This window comes from Sutcliffiella horikoshii, assembly GCF_021991925.1.
Taxonomy (GTDB): Bacteria; Bacillota; Bacilli; order Bacillales; family Bacillaceae_I; genus Sutcliffiella_A; species Sutcliffiella_A horikoshii_F.
Window position 1 is genome coordinate 123,886 of the sequence record NZ_RXZI01000002.1, and the last position, 21,989, is coordinate 145,874.

The 21,989-nt window shown below is 42.6% G+C and carries 20 protein-coding genes; 19 read left to right on the plus strand and 1 reads right to left on the minus strand.

From position 1 onward, the window contains the following. Positions 1-233 precede the first annotated feature (233 nt). The 7 genes from EKQ44_RS06060 to EKQ44_RS06090 all read left to right on the plus strand — a co-directional run bounded on the left by EKQ44_RS06060 (position 234) and on the right by EKQ44_RS06090 (position 8,705). Complete coding sequence (locus EKQ44_RS06060) at positions 234-1,094, plus strand: MurR/RpiR family transcriptional regulator (protein ID WP_237662675.1); 861 nt, start codon at positions 234-236, stop codon at positions 1,092-1,094. Further along, entirely contained in the window at positions 1,087-2,112 is a 1,026-nt protein-coding gene (locus EKQ44_RS06065) for a serine hydrolase domain-containing protein (protein WP_237662676.1), read from the plus strand. The genes EKQ44_RS06060 and EKQ44_RS06065 overlap by 8 nt, the downstream gene beginning before the upstream one ends. Before the next feature lie 203 nt (positions 2,113-2,315). Continuing rightward, a complete protein-coding gene (locus tag EKQ44_RS06070) occupies positions 2,316-3,596 on the plus strand; it encodes an ABC transporter substrate-binding protein (RefSeq protein ID WP_237662677.1) in 1,281 nt (426 codons plus the stop codon). Positions 3,597-3,784: 188 nt separating this feature from the next. After that, positions 3,785-4,738 (plus strand): carbohydrate ABC transporter permease, encoded by a 954-nt coding sequence (locus EKQ44_RS06075; RefSeq protein ID WP_237662678.1) that lies wholly within the window; start codon positions 3,785-3,787, stop codon positions 4,736-4,738. Positions 4,739-4,747: 9 nt separating this feature from the next. Continuing rightward, entirely contained in the window at positions 4,748-5,572 is an 825-nt protein-coding gene (locus EKQ44_RS06080; RefSeq protein WP_237663306.1) for a carbohydrate ABC transporter permease, read from the plus strand. A 32-nt stretch (positions 5,573-5,604) separates the two neighbouring features. Next, positions 5,605-6,522: an N-acetylmuramic acid 6-phosphate etherase gene (murQ, locus tag EKQ44_RS06085; RefSeq protein ID WP_237662679.1), complete on the plus strand. Its 918-nt coding sequence runs from the start codon at positions 5,605-5,607 to the stop codon at positions 6,520-6,522. A gap of 143 nt (positions 6,523-6,665) precedes the next feature. After that, positions 6,666-8,705 carry a catalase gene (locus EKQ44_RS06090; RefSeq protein ID WP_237662680.1) on the plus strand — a complete coding sequence of 680 codons (2,040 nt, stop codon included), beginning with the start codon at positions 6,666-6,668 and terminating at the stop codon, positions 8,703-8,705. Between the two features lie 93 nt (positions 8,706-8,798). Here EKQ44_RS06090 and EKQ44_RS06095 read toward each other — a convergent pair whose 3' ends face one another. After that, positions 8,799-9,113 (minus strand): winged helix-turn-helix transcriptional regulator, encoded by a 315-nt coding sequence (locus EKQ44_RS06095; protein ID WP_237662681.1) that lies wholly within the window; start codon positions 9,111-9,113, stop codon positions 8,799-8,801. A 116-nt stretch (positions 9,114-9,229) separates the two neighbouring features. Here EKQ44_RS06095 and EKQ44_RS06100 point away from each other — a divergent pair, with 116 nt between their 5' ends. The 12 genes from EKQ44_RS06100 to EKQ44_RS06155 all read left to right on the plus strand — a co-directional run bounded on the left by EKQ44_RS06100 (position 9,230) and on the right by EKQ44_RS06155 (position 21,962). Continuing rightward, the gene (locus tag EKQ44_RS06100) at positions 9,230-9,721 is read left to right on the plus strand and encodes a lactoylglutathione lyase family protein (protein ID WP_237662682.1); all 492 of its coding nucleotides are present in this window, start codon (positions 9,230-9,232) and stop codon (positions 9,719-9,721) included. 211 nt (positions 9,722-9,932) lie between these two features. After that, a complete protein-coding gene (locus EKQ44_RS06105) occupies positions 9,933-10,910 on the plus strand; it encodes a zinc-binding dehydrogenase (RefSeq protein WP_237662683.1) in 978 nt (325 codons plus the stop codon). Between the two features lie 363 nt (positions 10,911-11,273). Further along, entirely contained in the window at positions 11,274-11,798 is a 525-nt protein-coding gene (locus EKQ44_RS06110; RefSeq protein WP_237662684.1) for a DUF6773 family protein, read from the plus strand. Positions 11,799-11,803: 5 nt separating this feature from the next. Beyond that, entirely contained in the window at positions 11,804-11,998 is a 195-nt protein-coding gene (locus EKQ44_RS06115; protein WP_237662685.1) for a helix-turn-helix transcriptional regulator, read from the plus strand. A gap of 67 nt (positions 11,999-12,065) precedes the next feature. After that, a complete protein-coding gene (locus tag EKQ44_RS06120; protein ID WP_237662686.1) occupies positions 12,066-12,869 on the plus strand; it encodes an alpha/beta fold hydrolase in 804 nt (267 codons plus the stop codon). Between the two features lie 101 nt (positions 12,870-12,970). Beyond that, positions 12,971-13,933 (plus strand): heme-dependent oxidative N-demethylase family protein, encoded by a 963-nt coding sequence (locus EKQ44_RS06125; protein ID WP_237662687.1) that lies wholly within the window; start codon positions 12,971-12,973, stop codon positions 13,931-13,933. After that, entirely contained in the window at positions 13,930-14,403 is a 474-nt protein-coding gene (locus EKQ44_RS06130) for a dimethylamine monooxygenase subunit DmmA family protein (RefSeq protein ID WP_237662688.1), read from the plus strand. The genes EKQ44_RS06125 and EKQ44_RS06130 overlap by 4 nt, the downstream gene beginning before the upstream one ends. Positions 14,404-14,425: 22 nt before the next feature. Further along, positions 14,426-15,385 carry a PDR/VanB family oxidoreductase gene (locus EKQ44_RS06135; protein ID WP_237662689.1) on the plus strand — a complete coding sequence of 320 codons (960 nt, stop codon included), beginning with the start codon at positions 14,426-14,428 and terminating at the stop codon, positions 15,383-15,385. Between the two features lie 337 nt (positions 15,386-15,722). Continuing rightward, positions 15,723-16,904, plus strand: a complete 1,182-nt coding sequence (locus tag EKQ44_RS06140; RefSeq protein WP_237663307.1) for a ParM/StbA family protein — start codon at positions 15,723-15,725, stop codon at positions 16,902-16,904. A 13-nt stretch (positions 16,905-16,917) separates the two neighbouring features. Continuing rightward, the gene (locus tag EKQ44_RS06145; protein WP_237662690.1) at positions 16,918-17,490 is read left to right on the plus strand and encodes a hypothetical protein; all 573 of its coding nucleotides are present in this window, start codon (positions 16,918-16,920) and stop codon (positions 17,488-17,490) included. A gap of 470 nt (positions 17,491-17,960) precedes the next feature. Further along, positions 17,961-20,699 carry a GTP-binding protein gene (locus EKQ44_RS06150; protein ID WP_237662691.1) on the plus strand — a complete coding sequence of 913 codons (2,739 nt, stop codon included), beginning with the start codon at positions 17,961-17,963 and terminating at the stop codon, positions 20,697-20,699. Positions 20,700-21,113: 414 nt separating this feature from the next. Further along, positions 21,114-21,962: an AraC family transcriptional regulator gene (locus EKQ44_RS06155; RefSeq protein ID WP_237662692.1), complete on the plus strand. Its 849-nt coding sequence runs from the start codon at positions 21,114-21,116 to the stop codon at positions 21,960-21,962. Positions 21,963-21,989 lie beyond the last annotated feature (27 nt).

Consider the following 21,989-nt stretch of genomic DNA (forward strand, 5'->3'; position numbering starts at 1 on the left):
TTCGCAACGAAGCGCCTGAAACGAAGATCAACAGTTAAATGCAAATCTAATAATTTTTAGGGTTTGTCAACAGTATCAGAGGAACCGGAAAAACTCCGGTTCCTCTTCTATTTTAGGGCATATTTCTTCCCCAAAACAATTACGTGAAACAAAACTACAAAATAATGATTGATTTATGAAACTTTATTTTATAAAATAAAGAGTAAGAAATATCTGAAAAAGAGGAAGACCTTATGAATAGAGAATTAATTTTTATCCAGGAAAGCTTACATACCTTTAAGCCATCAGAACGAAAAGTAGCTGAATTTATACTGGAAAAGCCGGCTGAAGTGGTGAATATCTCCATACAGAAGCTAGCGGAGAATGCGCAGGTCAGTGAAGCGACCATCATCCGCCTTTCCCGTTCGCTCCAGTGCAGGGGATTCAAAGAGCTTAAATTAAAAATTGCCTACGACCTGGCAAAGGCGAAAGCAGAAAAGAAGCTGGAAGGCTACGAGGATATCCCGAGGGATGATTCGGTTTCCTCGATGATTCATTCTGTTTCCCACAACAATATACAAGCAATCCATAACACGGTGGATGTGTTGGATGAAGCAGAGCTAGAAAGAGCCATAGAGCTGATTTCAAAGGCCAGAGTGGTGGCGGTTTATGGGATCGGGGCTTCGGGCCTTATTGCCATGGACTTCAAACAGAAGCTCACTCGGATCAACAAATGGTGTGAGGCCGCTTATGACAAAGACACCCAGGTGACCATTGCCGCCAACCTATCTGAGGCGGATGTCGCATTTGGCATTTCCTATAGCGGCCAGACGAAAGATATCATCGAATCGCTAAAGGTGGCAAAAGAAAATGGTGCATCTGTTATTTCACTAACAAGATCAGGTGAGAATCCGACATCTGCACTTGCTGATGTAAAACTGAATACCACAAGTTTAGAAAGAAATGTCCGGAGTGGCGCAACAAGCTCACGGATCGCCCAGCTGAATGTCATTGATATTTTATTCTTCGGAGTGATGAAGCTGGATCAGGACCGAAATATCAAAGCACTCGATAAAACGCGTAAGGCAGTGGAGGCGTCCAAGCAACATGTATAAAAAATATATCGATAGTTTGATAGAAAACAAAGAGCTGCCAGGAGCAGTACTTTATGTGAGCAGGAAAAAACAACCTTTATGCCATAAAGCTGTCGGTAGCTATATAGGGACCGATGAGCAGCAATTTCCCGTAACGGAAAATACTTTATTTGATGTTGCCTCCCTGACCAAAGTAATTGCAACTTTGCCTGCAAGTCTACTGTTGTTGAGTAAAGGAGACTTGCACCTTGAAGATCCGGTGCAACACTATCTGCCTGAATTCAAGCATGCAGCAGTGACAGTAGAGGATCTTCTGTCACACCGCTCAGGGCTGCCAGCGGATCTTCCGTTTGTAGCACGGGACGGGCAAAGAGATGTGATGGCTGTCATCTATCAAACGGAGCTTCAGCAAGCTCCAGGAAAGACGGTTGCGTATAGTGACCTAGGGATGATTCTGTTGGGGAAAATCATGGAGAAAATCGCAGGTCAGCCACTCGATGTATACACGAGCGAGCAAATTTTCACACCATGGGGATTACATAATACACGCTTCAATCTTCCGGCAAATCTGAAAGCGCTCTCTGCTTCTACCGAAAAGGTCGGAACTCGTTTCGTTCAAGGGGAAGTTCATGATGAGAAAGCCTTCCATCTAGGAGGTGTGAGTGGCAGTGCCGGGTTATTTTCCACGGCAGAAGATGTCGCTAGGTTTGCAACACACTTTCTGTATCCGGAGGAGCAGGATGTCATTCCACCAGATCTGATGCGCATGGCAACGAGGCATAGACAATCGAACCGGGGGTTTGGTTTTGAAGTATGGAACGGGGAAGGGGACCCGCTGTCGTGCGGGCAAAGCTGGTCCATCGGTTCATTCGGCCATACAGGGTTCACCGGAACCAGTGTCTGGGTCGACCCGCAGGAAGAATTGATCGTAGCATTCCTGACCAATGCGGTCCACTATGGAAGGTCGACCAACATAAGAACCATCAGAAAAACATTACACACGATGATATACTCCTCCATCCAAGAGGAGATTTCATAAATATTTTGGCTCTTATAATACATGGTATTTCCAGCTGTTGATTGGAGCGATAGGCGGAGACTCCTGCGGGAGGTAGAGCTAGGTTGAGACACCGGAGCGTTGTGAGGAGGCTCAAGCAGCGCCCCGCGGAAAGCGAAGCCTGGCGCGGAAATCAACAGCGGTGTACGAACAGAGCCATATTTTAAAAACAAGGGGGATTCACAATGAAGGGTATAGGGAGAATTTGGTTAATGGGCTTAATGGCCCTAATGCTAGTCGTTTCATCAGCATGCTCCAACGAATCTGGAGGATCAAACAACGACAACAACAATGACGAAGAAAGTGTCACATTGACCATCGGAAGCTGGAGAACAGAGGATGGGCCAAATTATAAAAAAGTGATTGAGGCTTTCAATGAAAAGCACCCAGAAATCAAAGTAGAATTCAAACCGTCAAAAAATACAGAGTATAACACGATTCTAAACACTTCCCTGCAAGCAGGAGAAGGGCCAGACATCATTCACCTTCGTCCATATGCGCCAGGTCTTGAATTGGCAAAAGCAGGCTATGTGGAGCCGATCGATGGCTTAAACGGCTTAGATACATTCCCGGATGAAACGTTGCAGGCTTCAAGAGGCGAAGACGGCACACAATATGGTGTTCCTTTGAACTTAAGTACAACACAAGTATTTTACAATAAAGCTATTTTCAAAGAGCATGGTCTAGAAGAGCCGAAAACTTGGGATGAGTTCATGGCAATCAATGAAAAGCTGAAAGAAGAAGGAGTCACACCGCTAGCATTCGGAACGAAAGAGGGCTGGTTACTATCCCTAGCTCACGGTATCTTCGGTCCAGCACACTGGGGTGGAAATGAATTCGTAGAGAAAATCTCAAAAGGGGAAACAGATTTCACAAGCCCTGAGTTCGTGAAATCCATTGAAGTAATGGAAGAATTGAAAGAATACTTCCCTAACAACTCAGAAGGTCTTGGCATGGAAGATATCCGTACGCTATTCTTCACAGGTCAGGCAGCAATGTTCCCTCTAGGAAGCTGGGAAATTGAAGTATTACGTGAAATGAACCCTGATTTGGAGCTTGGTTTCTTCCCTATGCCTTCAGCAGTTGGTGGAGAGCCTACGCTAACAACATGGGTGGATGGATCCTTTGGTATCAACGCCAACTCCAAGCATAAAGAAGAAGCGAAGAAATTCTTGGAGTTCTTAACAACAGAAGAGTTTGGTGAACTGTTCACAACAAACTTCAAGATGATTAGTGCGATTCCTGGGGTGCAATCCGATAACGAATTGGTAAACGACCTTAGCGCAGCGGTAAGTGACTACTCTACACCATACATGATGCTTGTTTACTTTGCTGGTGGTAACCCATCCTCCAAAGTAACCATCGAAACAGAACTGCAAGGAATGTATATCGGTGAGCAAGATGTAGACGGAGTTGTTAAAACATTGCAAGAAAACACAGAAGCTTGGTTTGAGCCGTTTCAATAAGTATTATAGTTTTCTAGCTGTTGATTGGAGCAAAAGGCGGAGACTCCAGCGGGAGGGTAGCGGCAATGTTGAGACCCCTGAAGCGTTGTGAGGAGGCTCAAGGTCGCCCCGCGGAAAGCGCAGCCATTTGCGGAAATCAATAGCGGTGTTCAAGCAGAAAAGCACAATAATGTAAGGTGGCGGAGAATATGCAAATCGAAACCAGTACACCCATAGTCAAACAAAAGAAAACGAGAAACTGGAAAAGATGGGCCATCCATCTTTTCCCTGTTCCCGCCCTGCTTATCTTCAGCATTTTCATCGTTTATCCACTAGTAGCTGCCTTATCTTACAGTTTTTATGACTGGAATGGGATTACAAGAGGGTCATTTGTAGGGCTTAAGAACTTCATCGATCTCTTCACGTTGCAACCATTCAGCGGTATGTTCTGGAATGCCGCACAGAACAATGTTTTGTATTTTGTCGTACAGATGGTTGTCCAAAATGGAATTGCATTTATCTTGGCGTACATTATCTACAAAAAAATCAAAGGGGCGGAATTCTTTAAGATTGCCTACTTTTTACCGCGATTATTGTCCGTCATTGTTGTAGGTTTCCTATGGAAGCTGATCTTGAATCCGAACTTTGGTGCTTTGAATGTCATTTTAGGCGAGTTCGGCTTGGACTCCTTACAGAAGGCGTGGCTTGGGGACCCTAAGACAGCACTTATGGCGATTATTTTGGTCAACTGTTGGTTTGGCATCGGATTTGCGATGTTAATTTTCCTGGCAGGTCTGCAATCGATTCCGAAAGAACTGGTGGAAGCGGCCAAGCTTGATGGAGCAAATGGTACGAAGGTAATAACAAAGATCATCCTTCCATTAATGGTTCCCTCCATCATGATCATGACAGTTTTAACCTTCATTCAGTCCTTTGAGGCGTTTGAGCTTGTCTATGCCATGCAGGGGTCACAAGGTGAGCCTTATTACTCCACAGACTTGCTGGCAGTATTCTTTTACCGCCTAGCATTCGGTGGTTCAGCAGCCGGCAGTTCAACGGCAGTCGGCTTAGGTTCCGCGCTAGCAGTAGTATTGTTCTTATTTATTGCAACATGTACCGCGCTATTGCTTAAATTTATGCAGAAAAAACAAGTGGAAATGTAGGTGAAAAAGGTGAAACAGACATTATGGACGAGACCACTATACTATATCATTGCCTTTGCATTCGCCACGATCAGCTTGTATCCCATTTTATTAATGGTGTTGTCCTCCTTTAAACCGAGTGCAGAGATATTCATGAATCCTCTATCTTTTCCAAAGAGCTTCAGTTTGGATACGTATAGAAAGTTGTTAGAGGAAGTGCCATTTGGTACCTATTTTTTCAACAGTGTGTTTGTGAGTGTTATTTCTGTCCTCCTTATATTGATCACTACATCGTTAGCTGCATTTTATATTGCTAGGTATACGTTTTGGTGGAATAATATTTTATTCTTCTTTTTCCTGATGGGGATGATGATTCCAATCAAACTTGGAATTGTGCCATTATTCATTTTGATGAAAGACCTTGGCTTGTTGAATTCTCTATGGTCCCTTATCTTTATGTACACAGCAGGAGGGATTCCATTATCCATCCTCATATTGACCGGCTTCTTCCGGACGATGCCTGTGGAATTGGAGGAAGCAGCAAGAATGGATGGTGCAAGTGATCTAAGAGTCTTGTGGAGCGTATTGATCCCTTTGATACGACCGGCTCTAGGGACGGTGATGATTATTAACTTCATCTCCTCATGGAATGATTTCTTCTTCCCATTAATATTTATTACGGATGAAATGAAAAAGACAATCCCTGTGGGTATGCTTTCACTATTTGGGGAATATTCCGCGGACTGGGGGACGCTTTTTGCCGGATTGACCTTATCCTCCCTTCCTATGATCATCTTATTCTTTATCGCATCTAAACAATTTATGGATGGCCTGACAGCCGGGGCCGTGAAATAAAGTGTCTGCTTGAACCGGATTGGAGGAACGTAATGAATGATTTTGATATCAACCCTATACATTTAACAGAAATGAAAAATCTTCACTCGGAGAATCTTCACGACTTTACCACGATGAAAATAATCCAAGTGATGAATCAAGAAGATAAAACGGTTGCCAATGTTGTAGAAAAAGCGCTGCCCCAGATTGCAAAGGCTATAGATGCCATCACAAGCGTGCTTGAATCTGGGGGAAGGCTTTACTATATAGGAGCGGGAACAAGCGGCCGCCTTGGCGTGCTGGATGCCTCTGAATGTCCTCCTACCTTCGGGGTGCCGGGGACATTGGTCAATGGAATAATTGCAGGTGGGGAGAAAGCCATTCGCTTTCCCATTGAAAACGCAGAAGATGACGAACAAGCAGGAGCGAACGAGGTGGCCTCCCTCCTGACGAAACAGGATGTGCTCGTGGGGATAGCATCTAGTGGGAGAACACCTTATGTGCTCGGTGCCATAAAAAAGGCCAATGAGCTAGGCATTCCAACAGTGGGTATTTCTTGTAACGAAGGATCGGTATTATGCTCCTTATCAAAGTATCCGATCGATCTTCCGGTAGGACCGGAAGTTGTGACAGGATCGACCAGGCTAAAGGCCGGCACTGCCCAGAAGATGGTCCTGAACATGATCACAACAGCGACCATGATCAAGTTGGGCAAGGTCTACAACAATCTGATGGTCAACGTGCAAGCAACAAATGAAAAGCTGAGAAAGCGGTCGATCTCAATCATCCAGGACATCACAGGAGCGGATGAAGCGACAGCAAAAGAGATGAACGGGAAAGCAAACGGGGACACAAGAGTGGCGATTCTGATGATTCTTTATGGAGTGGATGTACAGGAAGCCCAGAATGTGATTCGCGAGAACCATGACCACTTCCCAAAGGCGATCAAGGCTCTAGAGAAAAGAAAATAGTGAAGGAAAAGGCATGCATTCCAATTGGGGTGTGTGCTTTTTTTGAATTTTTCCATACATCCAGTTTGTTCCTCTTTTTAATAGGGTACGGAAAAAAGGTATGTCCTTTTTACATAATCTAATTTAAGGAGTGGAGCGGCTAAGTGAGTAAAAAAGTGAACGAGCAAAGCAAACATGACCAATTAGATCAGTACCGGGTGGATGATGAAGGAAAGACGTTGACCACCAATCAGGGACTCAAGGTTTCAGAGGATGAGTTTTCCTTAAAAGCCGGTGAACGGGGACCAACCCTGATGGAGGACTTCCACTTTAGAGAAAAGATGACACACTTCGATCATGAGCGTATCCCTGAGAGAATTGTTCATGCAAGGGGATTTGCGGCACATGGAGAATTTGAATTATATGAATCAATGGAAAAGTATACGAAAGCGAAATTCCTTCAGGATCCTTCCGTAAAGACCCCTGTATTTGTACGTTTTTCGACGGTTGCAGGATCAAAAGGATCTGCGGAGACTGTTCGTGATGCACGTGGCTTTGCAACAAAATTTTACACAGAAGAAGGAAACTATGACCTTGTAGGAAACAATATCCCGGTATTTTTCATACAGGATGCCATTAAATTCCCTGATCTCGTGCATGCCCTAAAGCCTGAGCCACACAATGAAATGCCGCAAGCGGCTTCTGCCCATGACACGTTCTGGGACTTTGTCGCCAACAACCAGGAAGCGGCACATATGGTGATGTGGGCGATGTCAGACCGTGCCATCCCTAGAAGTCTGCGCATGATGGAGGGCTTTGGCGTCCATACATTCCGATTCGTAAACGCAGAAGGGAAAGCACACTTTGTGAAATTCCACTGGAAACCAGTCCTTGGAACGCATTCCCTTGTTTGGGACGAAGCACAGAAAATCAATGGGAAAGATCCGGATTTTCACCGTCGTGACCTTTGGGAATCCATTGAAAATGGGGATTATCCCGAGTACGAGTTTGGTGTCCAGTTACTTTCAGAAGAAGACGAGTTCAAGTTCGACTTTGATATTCTCGACCCGACAAAAATTTGGCCGGAAGAAGATATTCCCGTCAAAATCATTGGTAAATTGACCTTGAACCGCAATGTGGACAATGTATTTGCCGAAACGGAACAGGTGGCATTCCACCCTGGTCATGTTGTTCCAGGCATTGATTTCTCCAATGACCCATTGTTGCAGGGACGTCTGTTTTCCTATACAGATACACAGCTTATCCGATTAGGTGGTCCGAACTTCCATGAGCTGCCGATCAACAGACCGGTATGTCCGTTCCATAATAATCAGCGTGATGGCTACGGTCGCCAAACGATCAATAGGGGACAGGTAAGCTATCATAAAAACTCCTTGGCTTCCAATACCCCTAGACCGGCTAGTGAAGAAGAAGGCGGTTATGTGCACTACCAGGAGAAAGTGGAAGGCAGGAAAGTGAGAGCGAGAAGTGACAGTTTCAAGGACCATTTCACACAAGCGACCCTTTTCTGGAACAGCATGAGTAAGCCGGAAAAAGAACATATCAAAGAGGCGTTCAGCTTTGAACTTGGAAAAGTAAAGAGTGAGGACGTGAGACAGCAGGTGGTCGACATGTTTGCCAATGTGAGCTTGGAGCTTGCACAAGCAGTGGCAGAAGAGATTGGGGCAACTCTGCCAACAGGGACAGGCTCATCTGTCACGAAATCATCTCCTGCTCTCAGTCAGGAAAATACGGTGAAAAAGCCTGCCACGCGAAAAGTGGGCGTTATCATCTCTAATGAGTTCAATGGCAAGGAAGTGGCCTCTGTATTGGAATCCTTGAAGGCAGAGGGAATGCAGCCAGAGATTATCAGTAGCAAGCTCGGTAAGGTGACTGGTAATAGTGGCGTTGAGCTGGAGGTAGACCATACGTTCCTGACGTGTGATTCTGTTCTTTTCGATGCGCTTTACGTAGTAGGTGGAAAAGACGCCGATAAGAAATTCGACCGCGAAACAACCTACTTCGTGGAGGAAGCTTATGATCATTTCAAACCGATCGGGGCTACACATGAAGGAAAGCAATGGTTGGAGAAATTGGAGATTTCGGGTGCTCCAGGTGTGGTAAGCGGTGAAGCAGAGCACTTTGTGAGCGCTTTTGTGGAGGCTGTTGCGGCACATAGACATTGGAACAGGGAAGCGATTTAGTTTGATCATATGATGAAGAACAGTCCAATTAGATAGATGATTGGGCTGTTTTTTTATAGTAGGGGAAGAATGCTATCGGAAAAATGCCATCACTTATTCCTTCCCTTCACAGCTCCCCGTTCCCCATTTACACAGCGATTTCATCATTGGCTGCAAGGTGAAGGCTTCATCTGTCAGCTCATATTCCACATGCAACACCTTACCAGGATATTCTGTTCTTGTTACCATGCCTAATTGCTCCAATTCCCGAAGCTGATCGGTCAACACTTTCCGGTTGATCTCGGGAATCTCTCTTTCTAGTTCGGAAAAGCGTTTAGGACCATTTTCAAGGGCACAATACACTTGAGGTCGCCATTTGCCACCGATTACGTTTAGAGCGCGGTTTACAGGGAATTCTGTCGGTTTCACGTGAAACAGTCCTTTCTTTGTCAGGTCAGTTACTTAAAAGTGCGTACTTTTTTATTTAAGCATTATATTTTACCCTATCATTATTAGCAAATTTTAAAAATCGAGGAGGATGACCATTGAGATATCCAAGAACTTTTTCGCACATAGGATTATCCGTTCCCAACTTGGAACAAGCAGTGGAATTTTATAAAGAAGTGATGGGTTGGTATGTCATAATGGAACCCTCTGAAGTAGTGGAAGATGACTCTGCCATTGGTGTCATGTGTACGGATGTTTTCGGAGAAGGGTGGGGGAGATTCCGCATCGCCCACCTCGCAACTGGTGACAAGATCGGAATCGAATTGTTTGAGTTCCCGGAAAATGAGAAGCCGGAAAGCAACTTCGAATACTGGAAGACAGGCATCTTCCATTATTGCGTTCAGGATAACGATGTAGAAGGGCTTGTAGAGAAAATCGTCGAGCATGGAGGCAAACAGCGCATGCCAATCCGTGAATACTACCCAGGAGAAAAGCCATATCGCATGGTCTACTGTGAAGATCCATTCGGCAATTTAGTAGAGATTTATTCGCACTCCTATGAGCTGACGTATTCAGAAGGAGCTTATTAACTGGCTCTTTTCTCAAAGATTGTTGCTATCCAATAGTAAAAAGTCGGCAATTGGACTTTTTACTGCTTAGATATATTAGGAAAAGCAGCGGCAAATTTTGTATTTCAGGGAAAAGAGCACGACAATAAGGTATATAACGGTTGGTTCTTACGTACGTAAAAGCAACAAAGTTTACGAAAAACGCCTATTAATTTTAGGAGGGAAAAACGTAATGAATGCATGGTTATTAAGAGAAGCGGGCAGTCTGGACAACATGGAATGGGGAGTGATCGCTGACCCGAAAGAGGATAACGGCGAGCTGCTGGTCAAAGTAAAAGCAGTTGCCTTGAATCCTGTTGATTATAAAGTGGCCATAAATGGTAATCCGGCTTGGAGCTATCCGCATATCATCGGGGTGGATCTTGCTGGTGAGGTGGTGTCGGTCGGAGCAGGCGTAACGGATTATAAAGCTGGCGACCGTGTTGCTGTTCACACAAGCCTTGGGAAAAAAGGTGCGTTTGCCGAGCTTGCGGTAGTGGATGCCCGAGCGGCAGGACGCATTCCAGATGGCGTATCGTACGAAGATGCCGCAGCCATTCTGTGCGCCGGCATGACTGCATATGAAGTAGTGGTTCAGAAATTGAATGCTACCCATAAAAAGAATATCCTCATTCATGCAGGTGCAGGTGGTGTTGGTGGGTTTGCGATCCAGTTGGCGAAAATGCAGGGGTTAAAAGTATTCACAACAGCTTCTGCTTCGAATCATGATCGGGTGAAGAAGCTCGGAGCGGATGTAGCCATTGATTATAAAGAGGAAAATGTGACAGAGCGCATCAGGAAGGAAACAAACGGGCGTGGAGCCGATCTGATAGTAAATACAGTTGGCAGGGATGTCGCTACAGAAGATTTGGATCGCCTCGCCTTCTCAGGTCATCTAGCGTACATTGCAGGCGGACCAGACCTTTCCGGTGTCAAACCATTCACCCTGTCTCCTTCGATCCATGAGGTGGCTCTGGGGGCGGCACATGCTAGCGGTGAAGACCGGGCAGTCAAGAATCTTGCTTTCATGGCGGAAGAGTTAATGGGAATGGTGAAAGATGGGAGACTGGATTCTCTCGTCACAAAAGTACTTTCTCGGGAAGAGTTGGTGGAAGGATTGAAGGAGCTACAAGGAAGGCATGTTAAAGGGAAAATTATTGTGAAAATGTAGGATTTGATGAGTCGGGATAACTTCCCGGCTTTTTTACTTGGAAGAAAGGATAAATATCAGGAGAGCCCGTCTTCAGCTGGTTTTGCCGTTCGCCCGAATACTTGTTAGAATCGCCCGTAAAATAAAATTTCCGCCCGATTGCATTACAAAAACGCCCGTAAATAAATTGTATCGCCTGTTAGTTCTGGTTTTTCGCCCGAAACCCCTTCATAATCTCCCGAAGCTCATAGCCGAGCTGAATCTAATCGGGCTGATCCCTTCTCTAACAAAATATATATGACTAAATGACATATATATATTGCATAAAGTAATATAAACTGTATAATGTAAGTATAATCCATATTTTACAAAGGGGTGTTGGGAATGAATTTTTTCGGAGGGGCAACAAAGGTGGAAGATGAGCGGATTGTGACTGCTCAAAACAAGATTTATAGAGAAATCTATTATCTTGTAATGGGAATCTGTCTTATATCCATCGGATTCAAGTTTTACCTTTACGGATTTGATGTTAGTCCAATCTACACGGAGCTAGCAATATTGTTCCTGCAAGGCGCTTACTATACGGCAAGGGGTTCAAGTCTAGGCGTACTTTCAGATGAGGTGGAGATGCATGATCGTAAAAGTAAAGTTCCGATGAAATGGAAGACACTTCTATGGGGGCTTGGCATTGGGGCCATCATAGCAATCTTTTTCGGTTTAAACAGTGCCTTTAATTATGCGGACACAACTGCACAAGCATATTCCTACTTTTTTATGGTGTTTTTTGTTTCCTTAATCATTTATATACCTGTCCTGGTGTTATTATCAGGTGGTACCTTCCTTGCTGCTATGAACCGCAGCAAAAGGGCATCAGATAAAGAACTAGATGAAGACGAGATAGAGCGGTGACCAACATGAAAAACATAAAAATGAAATTGGCAAGAGTGGAAAAGGACTTATCTCAAGAAGAACTGGCCAAGATCGTAAGGGTTTCCAGGCAGACAATCGGGCTGATCGAACTTGGTAAATATAATCCAAGCCTCAGTCTATGCCTTTCCATCTGCAAAGCTTTATCGAAAACCTTAGACCAGTTATTTTGGGAAGAGTAGTAAAAGAGATATTTCCCCTAATAGGTAAATATACATGTTGTATGACAGTTTATTAGGGGGGATACTTTTGCCGAAAATGGAAGTTGAACCTGGCGTGGAGCTCTTTTACGACGACCAGGGTGAAGGAACGCCGGTCATCTTTATTCATGGGGTTTGGATGAGCAGGAAGTTTTTCCAAAAACAACTGCCGTATTTCAAAAAAGAGCACCGTGCTATCACTCTGGATTTAAGGGGACATGGCGATTCTGCACAAGTAACGGAAGGGCATACCATTTCCACGTATGCGAGGGACCTACAAACGCTCATTTCGAAGCTGGAACTGAAGGATGTTGTGCTGGTTGGCTGGTCCATGGGTGCATTTGTCATATGGGACTATCTACACCAGTTTGGAGAGGCAAATGTAAAAGGAACGGTCATTGTGGATGAGCTCGCGTCTGACTTCAAGTGGCCCGATTTTCCTATCGGTGCCTTTGACCTGCCGACTCTCACCCATTTTATGAGAGAGGTTCAGGAAAACAGGGAAGGCTTCCTCAAAGGATTTATTCCCCTTATGTTCAAGGAGGAAGTGGAGCCTGCAGAAATGGACTGGATGCTTAAGGAGACGTTGAAGCCTACACCAGGGGTCGCAAGTGCCATTCTCTTTGATCAGTCCATTGTGGATTATCGTCCCACTTTTTCTTCGATCACCAAACCAACCTTGCTCTGTTTTGGAAAAGAAGAAAAGCTCATACCGGTAGCAGCAGGGGAGCACTTGAAAGAATCCATCACAAATAGTGAATTGGTTCTTTTTGAGGATAGTTGCCATTGTCCCTTCCTGGAGGAGACTGAAAGGTTCAATGAGGAAGTATCCAAATTTATTAAATCACTCTAAGATGAGCCTGGCCACAGTTGAAATGACTGTCCAGGCTCTTTTCGTGTTGAAGAACCAGGTCTTTTTCCTTAGAATTAAAGTATGGAATTTTCAGAAAAAAGGTGTTGAATGATTTGAACTTGACCGAGGAACTAAAAAGATTTCCCTATCCATTTAAAGGAGATACTTACCGATATTCTAATAACTCGACCCTACTAACTCCACCCAGAAGCATTGAAATCGCAGGAGCTTATCAAAAGGAAATAAAACTAAAAAGGTCCTTATTAACCGAGTATCATACCCGATGTTTTCAATCATTTCCGACTACAAACAAGGCTCAGTGGGAGGCGCTGGAACTTGTGATGACACATCTAACCACCTATTTTCCAGAAAGCTTTTCCCTTAAAGTGGAAGGTGAGAAGCACATCTTCACTAACCACATTCTTAATGAAAAACATGAATTTATTATGGGCGACGACTCCACTTTACCTTATGAGCCTTTGGATTTCATTGGACGACATGTTCAAGAAGATCTTATCCTCATGATGCAGCGGGACGGCGACTTATATCTGGATGCCGGTCAACTGTGCTTTCCTGCAAACTGGTCACTGGCATTTAATCATGGCCTAAGTTTTAAAAACATACATTTTCCCATTCCTGGGTTTAAGGAAGAGGGATTGGACGAACGGATCCTTCAATTTTTATTAAACTTGGAGGCAGGTAATCCATGGGGGAGAAAAAACTGGTCCCTCATGGCGGGAAACAGATTGGATACATCTCTAGAAACCTTCCATGTTTGGGGCAAAGATAGAAAGAAGGTAACGAAAGAAAATGCAGGTGAATTCGTCCATTTGCGAGTGGAGGATCAAAAGCTATTTCGACTGCCGCGTTCCAATGCCATTTTGTTTACCATTCACACCCATCTTTTATCTCTTGAGAATCTGATAGAGATTCCTGAGTGGCGAAGCCAACTATATCATATATTAGTAGAGCTTCCAGCACATATAACAAATTATAAAGGGATTTCATTATATAAGGATAAGGTTTTAGCCTATATCGAACAGAAAAGGGACAATGATCTATGAACGATATAAAGAACGAATGGATCTTTCAACCAGGTAAAAAGCACTATGTTCTTTGTTGGGATGAATGGGGCTTAAGTAGATTGAATCCATTAAAGAAAATCCTAACGAATCAAGCGTTGTCTTTTGAAGAAATACACTTGAATCAAAGGTGTTCTTCTGAGGTGGACGATTTGCTTGGTAAACAGAAGATAGGAACTTATTTATATGTTGCAGCAGGAAGGGAGAAGCTTAGGGAAGTTATATGTTTAGCTGAAAAACTTGGGTATTCTTCTCAAGAAGCGCAGTTCATTAGAGTAGGAGAAGAAGATAGGAGGGTGTTTTGCAGTAGATGTCACTTCATATCTAGAGTGGAAAACACAGTGAATACGGGGCAGTGTATAACGTGTATTGCATGCGGTATGAAGCTGGAAATGTCGGATCATTATTCTCCTATAAAAGATGCCTATTTAGGCTATGTAGGTGAAATATAGGGAGAGGAAAGGGGGGATTGTAATGCTACCAGATAACAGGTTAGAGGTGAGGATAAAAGCAGTATCACAAGAAACCACCACGATTAAACGTTTTACTTTCATGCAGACAAATGGGGAACCATTACCTTCATTTAGTGCTGGTTCTCATATCATCGTATACATGAAGGGAAAAGGAGGGGAGCTTGAAAGAAGATATTCGCTTGTTGGAAGTCCTGAGAGCAGCTGTTACTACCAGATTGCGGTCAAACTTCAAGAAAGATCCTCAGGAGGATCAGTCTACTTACATAACAATATCAAAGTAGGAGATATCCTACAAATTAGTTTTCCTAAAAACTATTTTCTTCTTAGTTTTCGTGCCAGGCACCATCTTTTCTGTGCAGCGGGAATCGGCATCACTCCTTTTTTATCTATGATGCGTGAATTAAAAGAACAAGAAGGATCCTTTGAACTTCATTATTCTACCAAAACAAAAAAAGACTGTGCTTTCTACTCCTATTTATTAAAGGAATTCCCGCAACAGACACATTTCTACTTTTCTAAGGAAGGGAATCGAATGGATCCCAGCATACTCACAGACCAGTATATAGGTACGCATATTTATTTATGTGGTCCGGAGAGGTTTACTACCTCTTTTTCTCATGCTGCGACCGCCTTTGGCTACCCTTCTACAAGCATTCACCACGAGTATTTTGCAACACCCAGCATATATGAGTCTCGTCCATTCATTTTAGAACTCACAAATGGTAGTTTTCTGTCTGTTCCTGATGAAAAGTCCACCCTTGATACTTTATTAGATGCGGGCTACCATATCCCATACTCTTGTAAAGTCGGTCGTTGTGGAACTTGTGAGCTTCCCATTTTAGAAGGGGAGGCGGAGCACCACGATTTTTTCCTATCATCCAAACAAAAAGAATCACAAATGAGCTTTTTGCCATGTGTATCCAGAAGCCGAACAGAAAAACTTAAGATTGGGCTCTATTAAAATACACATTAGAAGTGGAATTTATTAGAAGTATACGAAATGTGTAGACAAGTTTACAAGTTGTATACAATTGTAAACAAAATAGTAGACAGGTATACAAAAGCGTGTACATGTTGATTTAAAGGGATGTGTACACAAAAGAAAACAAGTAAACAAAATATGTATACATGTAAACGTTTGTATGCATAGTTGTATACAATTTTTACACTTTCATTACTTTTCATGAGAATGATTGAATAGTAGAGAAACTTTCTGTACGCTTAACGTATACTTACTAGTTTTATTTTCTTCTATAGGAAACAAATAAAGTATTGAGGAAAAGAAAGGAAGATGTATGATGAGTTATTCAAGAATTGCAGCAGTTGACGTAGGTAATGATTCTATTAAAGCTATTTTTGGAAAATTGGATTCTGAATTAAACATTCCAAATGTTATCGCTAGAGATATTGAAGATCGCCCAGTAATTGGAATTGAAGAATTGGACAGCAAGGATCCTTTAGATGGTATCCATGTTCGTGTTCACTCCCCTGCCCTAATGGACAATAATGCCATCTATCGTATTGGGAATTTAGCAACGAAAAGCAACAATGCGACAGAACTAGACCCAGGTAGCAGCAAATCAGAAGAAGATCAAACTTTGGTTATGCTTTTTGCTACATTAGCTTTGGATGCAGTAAGTGCAAAAAATGAAAAAACATTCCCTAAAAACAAAAATGTAGTAGACGCAAACTATACACTAGGTACAGGTCTTCCACTAAGAGAAGTAAAAGAGGGCAAGGATGCTGGCTATCGTTCCAAATTACTAGGTTCTGTCCATCAGGTGGAATTCCTGATCACACCAAAATACCAAGGCATTAAAGTTAATATAAAATTTGACGAAATCAAAGTTTATCCAGAGGGGTTTGCAGCTTACATAAACCTTGTGCTGGATAACAACGGAAACATCATCAATAAGGATCTGATTGACAAGCGTATCCTTATTCAAGATATTGGTGGCCTATCCACGGATATTGCTGTCATCAAGAACCGTAATGTGGACGACGATAAAGCACAGGGCTTTAACCTTGGGGTTTCAGAAGCACTGGAGCAGATCCGTGAAGAAATCCGTTCCAAGCACGGCATCGAGCTTGATAGCAGAAGAGATGTTGTAGAGATCATCACAAAGAAGAATGACCGTAACCACATCATGGTACGCGGAAGCAGAACGAGCGTACATGATATTACGGACCGTATTCTTTTGGACCTTGCCAAAAAGCAATATCGCCTTTTGAGAAATGTTTGGCAGAAAAACTCCCAAACAGAGATCTGCTATTTTGTCGGTGGGGGATCAACTGTACTAAAAGAATACTTAAAAACACTAAACAACAATTTAGACGGCTACAACATCGATTTCTTTGAAGATGAAAAGGAAAGCATCTGGATGATGGCAAATGCCTACTACAAATTGATTGCTGACTATGTCAAGAAAACAGGCAAGGATAAAGAGTCCAAAGATCAACAAAAACCTGTGAAAGCGTAAATAAGGTGATCGGATGAAGAATTCCAGTTCCAGTCAGGGAATACAGAGGGGACAAGCCATTTCATTTCGGATCCCTTCTGATACACCTGACCATCTAATCAAGCATTTACAGCGTCTTAAAGAGACGGAAAGAAGGAATTTCTCTAGTAAAATTGCTGAATTTGTCCTTCAGGGAGTGACTAATTCCCATTCGCGGGAAAAAGAGACCATCTCCATCCCACTTCCCAAATCTCTATCTAAAACACAAAGAGATTGGTTAAAGCATCAGCATTCTGAAGCGTTGCTAGGAAACATCGTGTATCAATTACTGTCTGATCCTGTTAGGGCAACCAGTATTTTGGCGGCAATGAACAGCAATTCCATAGATATTGACCAAGCCTTGTACCTTCAGGAGGAAAAGCCTTACAAAACTACTGAAGAGACAGAGGAAACGCCAAACGCTAACGTGTTAAACGATGACGATTTAGACTCTTTTGACTGGGATGTAGCCCTCCAAGAGCAAGCGTCCACCGAAGAAGAGGAAGAATTGGATGTAGAAGACGTAGACAAGCTGCTGGGTGACTTTCTCTCCCACATGAATAAGTGATTCACATGAAAGGCCGCTATGAAGTTAGCGGCCTTTTTAACTGTGTTTTTGGTTATTTGAACTCTTTTTCAATTCCCAGGAAATATGGTAGGATGGGGACATTAAATTATTTGCAAAGATAGTTATAGTAACTGTGGAAAGGGTATAGAATAGAATGGTCCAAAAATCAAAAAGACATTCGAACTATATAACAGTAGAACTATAATAGATGCAAGAGACGAAGATACTAGATCATTTTAATTACGAAAGGCTATTTTCGTAAGCTTTGTTGTTATAACATATTTTTAAACCGACCTCATATATTCCTTACTGTCGTGCTCTTTTTCCCAGCATTACTGAATATGCTATATGCATGTCTATAGTAAGTAAGCAGTAAAAAGTCCAATTGCCGACTTTTTAGTAGTGAATAACAACAATCTTTGAGAAAAGAGCCTTACGAAAATAATGTGAAATGATTGGTGGAGGATAAAATGACACAAGAAAACAAATTTATCAGTAAAACGTATTTTGAAACTTTCATGATGGATGCTGAAACGAAACATCCGGTTCAAGTGCTAGGGGAAGCATTCTTGGCAGAGCAGACAAACGAAGTGTATGACCTTTCGTTTATTCGCTATGCACAAGGTGAAGTCTATTTCCATAGCAAAGATTACGAGACTGCCATTTTTAAATGGGAAAATGTTCACAATGAATTGGAACCTTGGGCAAAAAAGAATATCGCAGATGCCTATTATGAACTGGGAATGCTGGTTGAGGCGGAAGATATCTATTCCAAGATTAGTACTGATAATAATACATTGAAAATTGAAGTGGCTCTTCAATTATTTACACTATACATCCAACGGGGCAAGCTAGATCATGCCTATAAAAATATTAAAAGAGCAATTGCCATCAACCCTGACTATCCGCACGTCACCCAGACGGCACGGACATTCTATGAAGAACAGGAAGACAGCCAACATGCGGTGGAGCTTGCTGTAAGCGAGGCACTGAGAACGGGTTCAGAAGCATGGTACGATTGTCTGAAAAATTATATAGAAATAGGTTATACCAAAGAATTTGCTCCTGATTACTTCCAAGAGGTCCTACTTCAGTTGATGGAGATCAACCAACAGAAATTTGAGGGCATCACTGCGGCCCTGTGGTACAGCTATGAAGGTCACCAGCTCTACTTGGAGTGGGTAAAGACAGCAAACAGCTTATTCATGACGTTAGAAAGGGATTCAGAGGTCTCTTGGACGAAAGTAGAAGAGCTGCACCAACGAACATACTTGTCTCTCATCGAAGGAAAGTACTTGATCAAAGAACTTCAGGGGATTGTACCGGATTTACTCGGAAACTGGCTTAAAGTATCCAATAGATCCAAATCCTTATTTGCATCTGCGGCGGTCATGTCCTGGAATGAGGTATTCCCGACAGCATTGCCTGCCCATGTCCTGGATGATGCAGAGAATAGGATCTTCCATTACGAGCATGACAGCATCCAGCTGAGCTACACGGTCGAACTGTTCAAAACATTGATTAACTGGGCGAAAGACAACCACCTGGAAGTGGCACACCAGAAAAAATGGTTATTCTCTCAACTTAGCAATCTGAACAGAAAGCATCTGGTTGTCACAGGTACCGTACAAAACGGGAAGACGTCCTTCATTAACTCCCTTATAGGTGAAAAACTCCTTGGAGATGAAACGGTTCCGGTATTTGTTTCTTCCGACGGAGATATTGCGGAAATGAATGAGATTTCTACTTCCGGTACTTCAGCACTGGGGGATATTAGTGAGCATCAGCAAGGTTCCTTGATTGATTTAAAATGGCCATCACAGTTCTTAGAGGATCAGGAGTATTCCTTGATTAGCACGCCTGAATTCACTGTAGGTCAAATTGAAAACAATGAAACAATGAAATACATCCCGTTAGCAGACGGATTGCTATACATTTTAGACGCACAAACGCCATTTACCGAAGACGAACTGAAGGTATTGGTGAAAATTAAAGAGCGTGCACCAGAAGTACCGGTTCATTTTGTCATTAATAAAATGGATACAGCGTTCCATGAAGCGGAAGCAACGCAAATTGTGGAGGAGGCAAAACACCGCATCAATGAATTTTTCCCTGATGCAAGAGTGTTCCCATATTCTTCCCTTCGTTCGGCAAGCAAACAGCACCAAGGGTTGGCAAGCTTTATGGAGGCCAATTTCAAGCTTCGTGCCAAAGCAGTGGAAGAACGCCGTACGACCAAGCTGCTTCAGTTGATCCGTTCCACTTTGACAGAATTGCTTGATAGCCGCATCGCCATGGAAAATAACCTGACAAGTACCGTAGAGTTCAATGAGGATATTTTAAGTAGATTGAGTGGTTTCATCAATCACTTGCACGATGCGGAATCCGAAAAGATCGCTAGCATCACAGAAAATTACCGCGCAGTGACGATCGAAATGAAACGCGAAGCTGCCAAAACCATCCCTCGTTTGCTAAGGGAATGCTCAAGTTATGTCAAAGAAGATAGCAACTTTAAAACGTTGCACCATGAGTTGAATGAGCGCATGAATGAGACAATCAGAACCTATATGCACTCTGATCTGCTTCCTAGGTTGCGACAAGAATTGCAATTATGGCTCGATACATCCAACCGTGAACTGATTGAGAGCCAAGAATATCTGCAAGAAATGAGTGCGACGTTCAACGGCCTTTACAAAGAAGAAAAAATGCATCTTAATTGCGACTTCAAGGTTATGGAAGACTGGCGTCGTGATATCAATCGTGTCCTAAGCAGAGTGGAAGTGGAAAAGGAGAACATCCTGAACCGTCCAAGCACCACACAGTACCTTTTAAAAGGGGCAGGTCGCCTGTTCGGCTCCTTGCAGCAGAGTAACCAGCTACTCTTCACCCAATACAAAAAATATATCGAAAACGAGCGTTTCACGGATGTGGCACAATCTGTCGTGGATAAGTTCTTCCTCGAATTTGACCTGTTTGAAAAGGCGTTGAAAGCGGACATCAACATGTTCTACGAAGCACCATTCACAGAGCTCAACCAGACAGTGGAAGACACAGAACTTGCCATCCACAACGCCAACAAAAAGCTCGAACAAATGAAAGCAAGCCCAGAACGCTACTACGACCCACTGAAACTATTCGAAGTACGCCTACTTCAATACGAATTCATGGTCAAAGCATGCGAAGAAAACGAAATGCTCCCAACGCACTAATACAAAAACCAAAATAAATAAAACAAACCAGGGCAAGTGAAAAACGGGTCTGGCACCTAAAACAAACAACGTCATGAATGACAGCAAACCAATGCAGGTGCCTGACCCTCCCCGCTCTTACCAATATCCAACGCTCAACCCATCGATAAAAGAGTGCGATTGAGGAAGAAAAATAAATAACACGAAAAATAGCAGGCTAATTCGCATATGAATTAGACCTGCTATTTTTTGTTAGCAAAAACTAATGTGTAAGTGATTATATGATATTATTGAAAATAATGGATATTCAGTTAAAGGGTAGTATTGTGGAAGAAGATCAATTAACCGTTTTTATGGAACCTACTTTTTTAGGCAAATAATGTCGGACTAAACTTTTCCAGATCTTTTAGAATTGATATTGAAAGGGGGGATTATATGGAATGGCTAGATAGAATGAATAATGTATTAGATTTTATAGAGGAAAGTTTGGAGCAGGAAATAGATTACAAACAATTAGCAAAGATTGCTTGCTGTTCTGAGTTTCACTTGTCTAGAATGTTTGCATCTATAACAGGAGTACCACTGTCAGAATATATCAGACGCAGAAGATTGACACTTGCTGCATTCGAATTGCAAAAAAGCGATATACGAATTTTAGAAGTTGCAAATAAGTACGGTTACGAATCTGCTGATTCATTTTCCCGTACTTTTCAAAAAACACATGGTATAAAACCATCTGAATGTCGTCATCAAGGGATGCAATTAAAAGCCTTTCCTAAAATATCCTTTCAATTATCGATAAAAGGAGACATTGAAATGAAGTATAGAATTGAAAAATTAGACTTTGAAATAAGAATTGTAGGTAAGAGTAAGCCGGTAAAAACAAATAGAGCCTTTAAAAGTATCCCGACACTTTGGAGCAAAGCTAAAAAAGAAGGATTTATGCAGAAATTTATAGATATGTCTTGGGAAAATCCGAAATGTTCACTAGAAGGCATTTTAGGTGTATGTGGAAATGAAGCAGCTATCACGGATGAAGAGTTTAGTTACTTTATGGGAGTAAGGTATGATGGTGAATTACCTGAAGAAATGCAAGCTTTAACTATTCCGCCAAGTACATGGGCTGTTTTCCCCAATATTGTTGAGGCATGGAAACGTTTATATTCTGAATGGATACCTACATCAGGATATGAACTTGCTAATTTACCATGTATTGAATGTTATTATGGACCAGGACATAACCCCCGTCATGAATTGTGGGTCCCAATTATTCTAAATAAATAAGGATTCTTCAACAATCTAGGAGCGATT

Coding starts and splice junctions, on each gene's coding strand:
- EKQ44_RS06060 (WP_237662675.1), top strand. CDS start 234: ATGAATAGAGAATTAATTTTTATCCAGGAAAGCTTACATACCTTTAAG.
- EKQ44_RS06065 (WP_237662676.1), top strand. CDS start 1,087: ATGTATAAAAAATATATCGATAGTTTGATAGAAAACAAAGAGCTGCCA.
- EKQ44_RS06070 (WP_237662677.1), top strand. CDS start 2,316: ATGAAGGGTATAGGGAGAATTTGGTTAATGGGCTTAATGGCCCTAATG.
- EKQ44_RS06075 (WP_237662678.1), top strand. CDS start 3,785: ATGCAAATCGAAACCAGTACACCCATAGTCAAACAAAAGAAAACGAGA.
- murQ (WP_237662679.1), top strand. CDS start 5,605: ATGAATGATTTTGATATCAACCCTATACATTTAACAGAAATGAAAAAT.
- EKQ44_RS06105 (WP_237662683.1), top strand. CDS start 9,933: ATGAATGCATGGTTATTAAGAGAAGCGGGCAGTCTGGACAACATGGAA.
- EKQ44_RS06110 (WP_237662684.1), top strand. CDS start 11,274: ATGAATTTTTTCGGAGGGGCAACAAAGGTGGAAGATGAGCGGATTGTG.
- EKQ44_RS06115 (WP_237662685.1), top strand. CDS start 11,804: ATGAAAAACATAAAAATGAAATTGGCAAGAGTGGAAAAGGACTTATCT.
- EKQ44_RS06130 (WP_237662688.1), top strand. CDS start 13,930: ATGAACGATATAAAGAACGAATGGATCTTTCAACCAGGTAAAAAGCAC.
- EKQ44_RS06135 (WP_237662689.1), top strand. CDS start 14,426: ATGCTACCAGATAACAGGTTAGAGGTGAGGATAAAAGCAGTATCACAA.
- EKQ44_RS06140 (WP_237663307.1), top strand. CDS start 15,723: ATGAGTTATTCAAGAATTGCAGCAGTTGACGTAGGTAATGATTCTATT.
- EKQ44_RS06145 (WP_237662690.1), top strand. CDS start 16,918: ATGAAGAATTCCAGTTCCAGTCAGGGAATACAGAGGGGACAAGCCATT.
- EKQ44_RS06150 (WP_237662691.1), top strand. CDS start 17,961: ATGACACAAGAAAACAAATTTATCAGTAAAACGTATTTTGAAACTTTC.
- EKQ44_RS06155 (WP_237662692.1), top strand. CDS start 21,114: ATGGAATGGCTAGATAGAATGAATAATGTATTAGATTTTATAGAGGAA.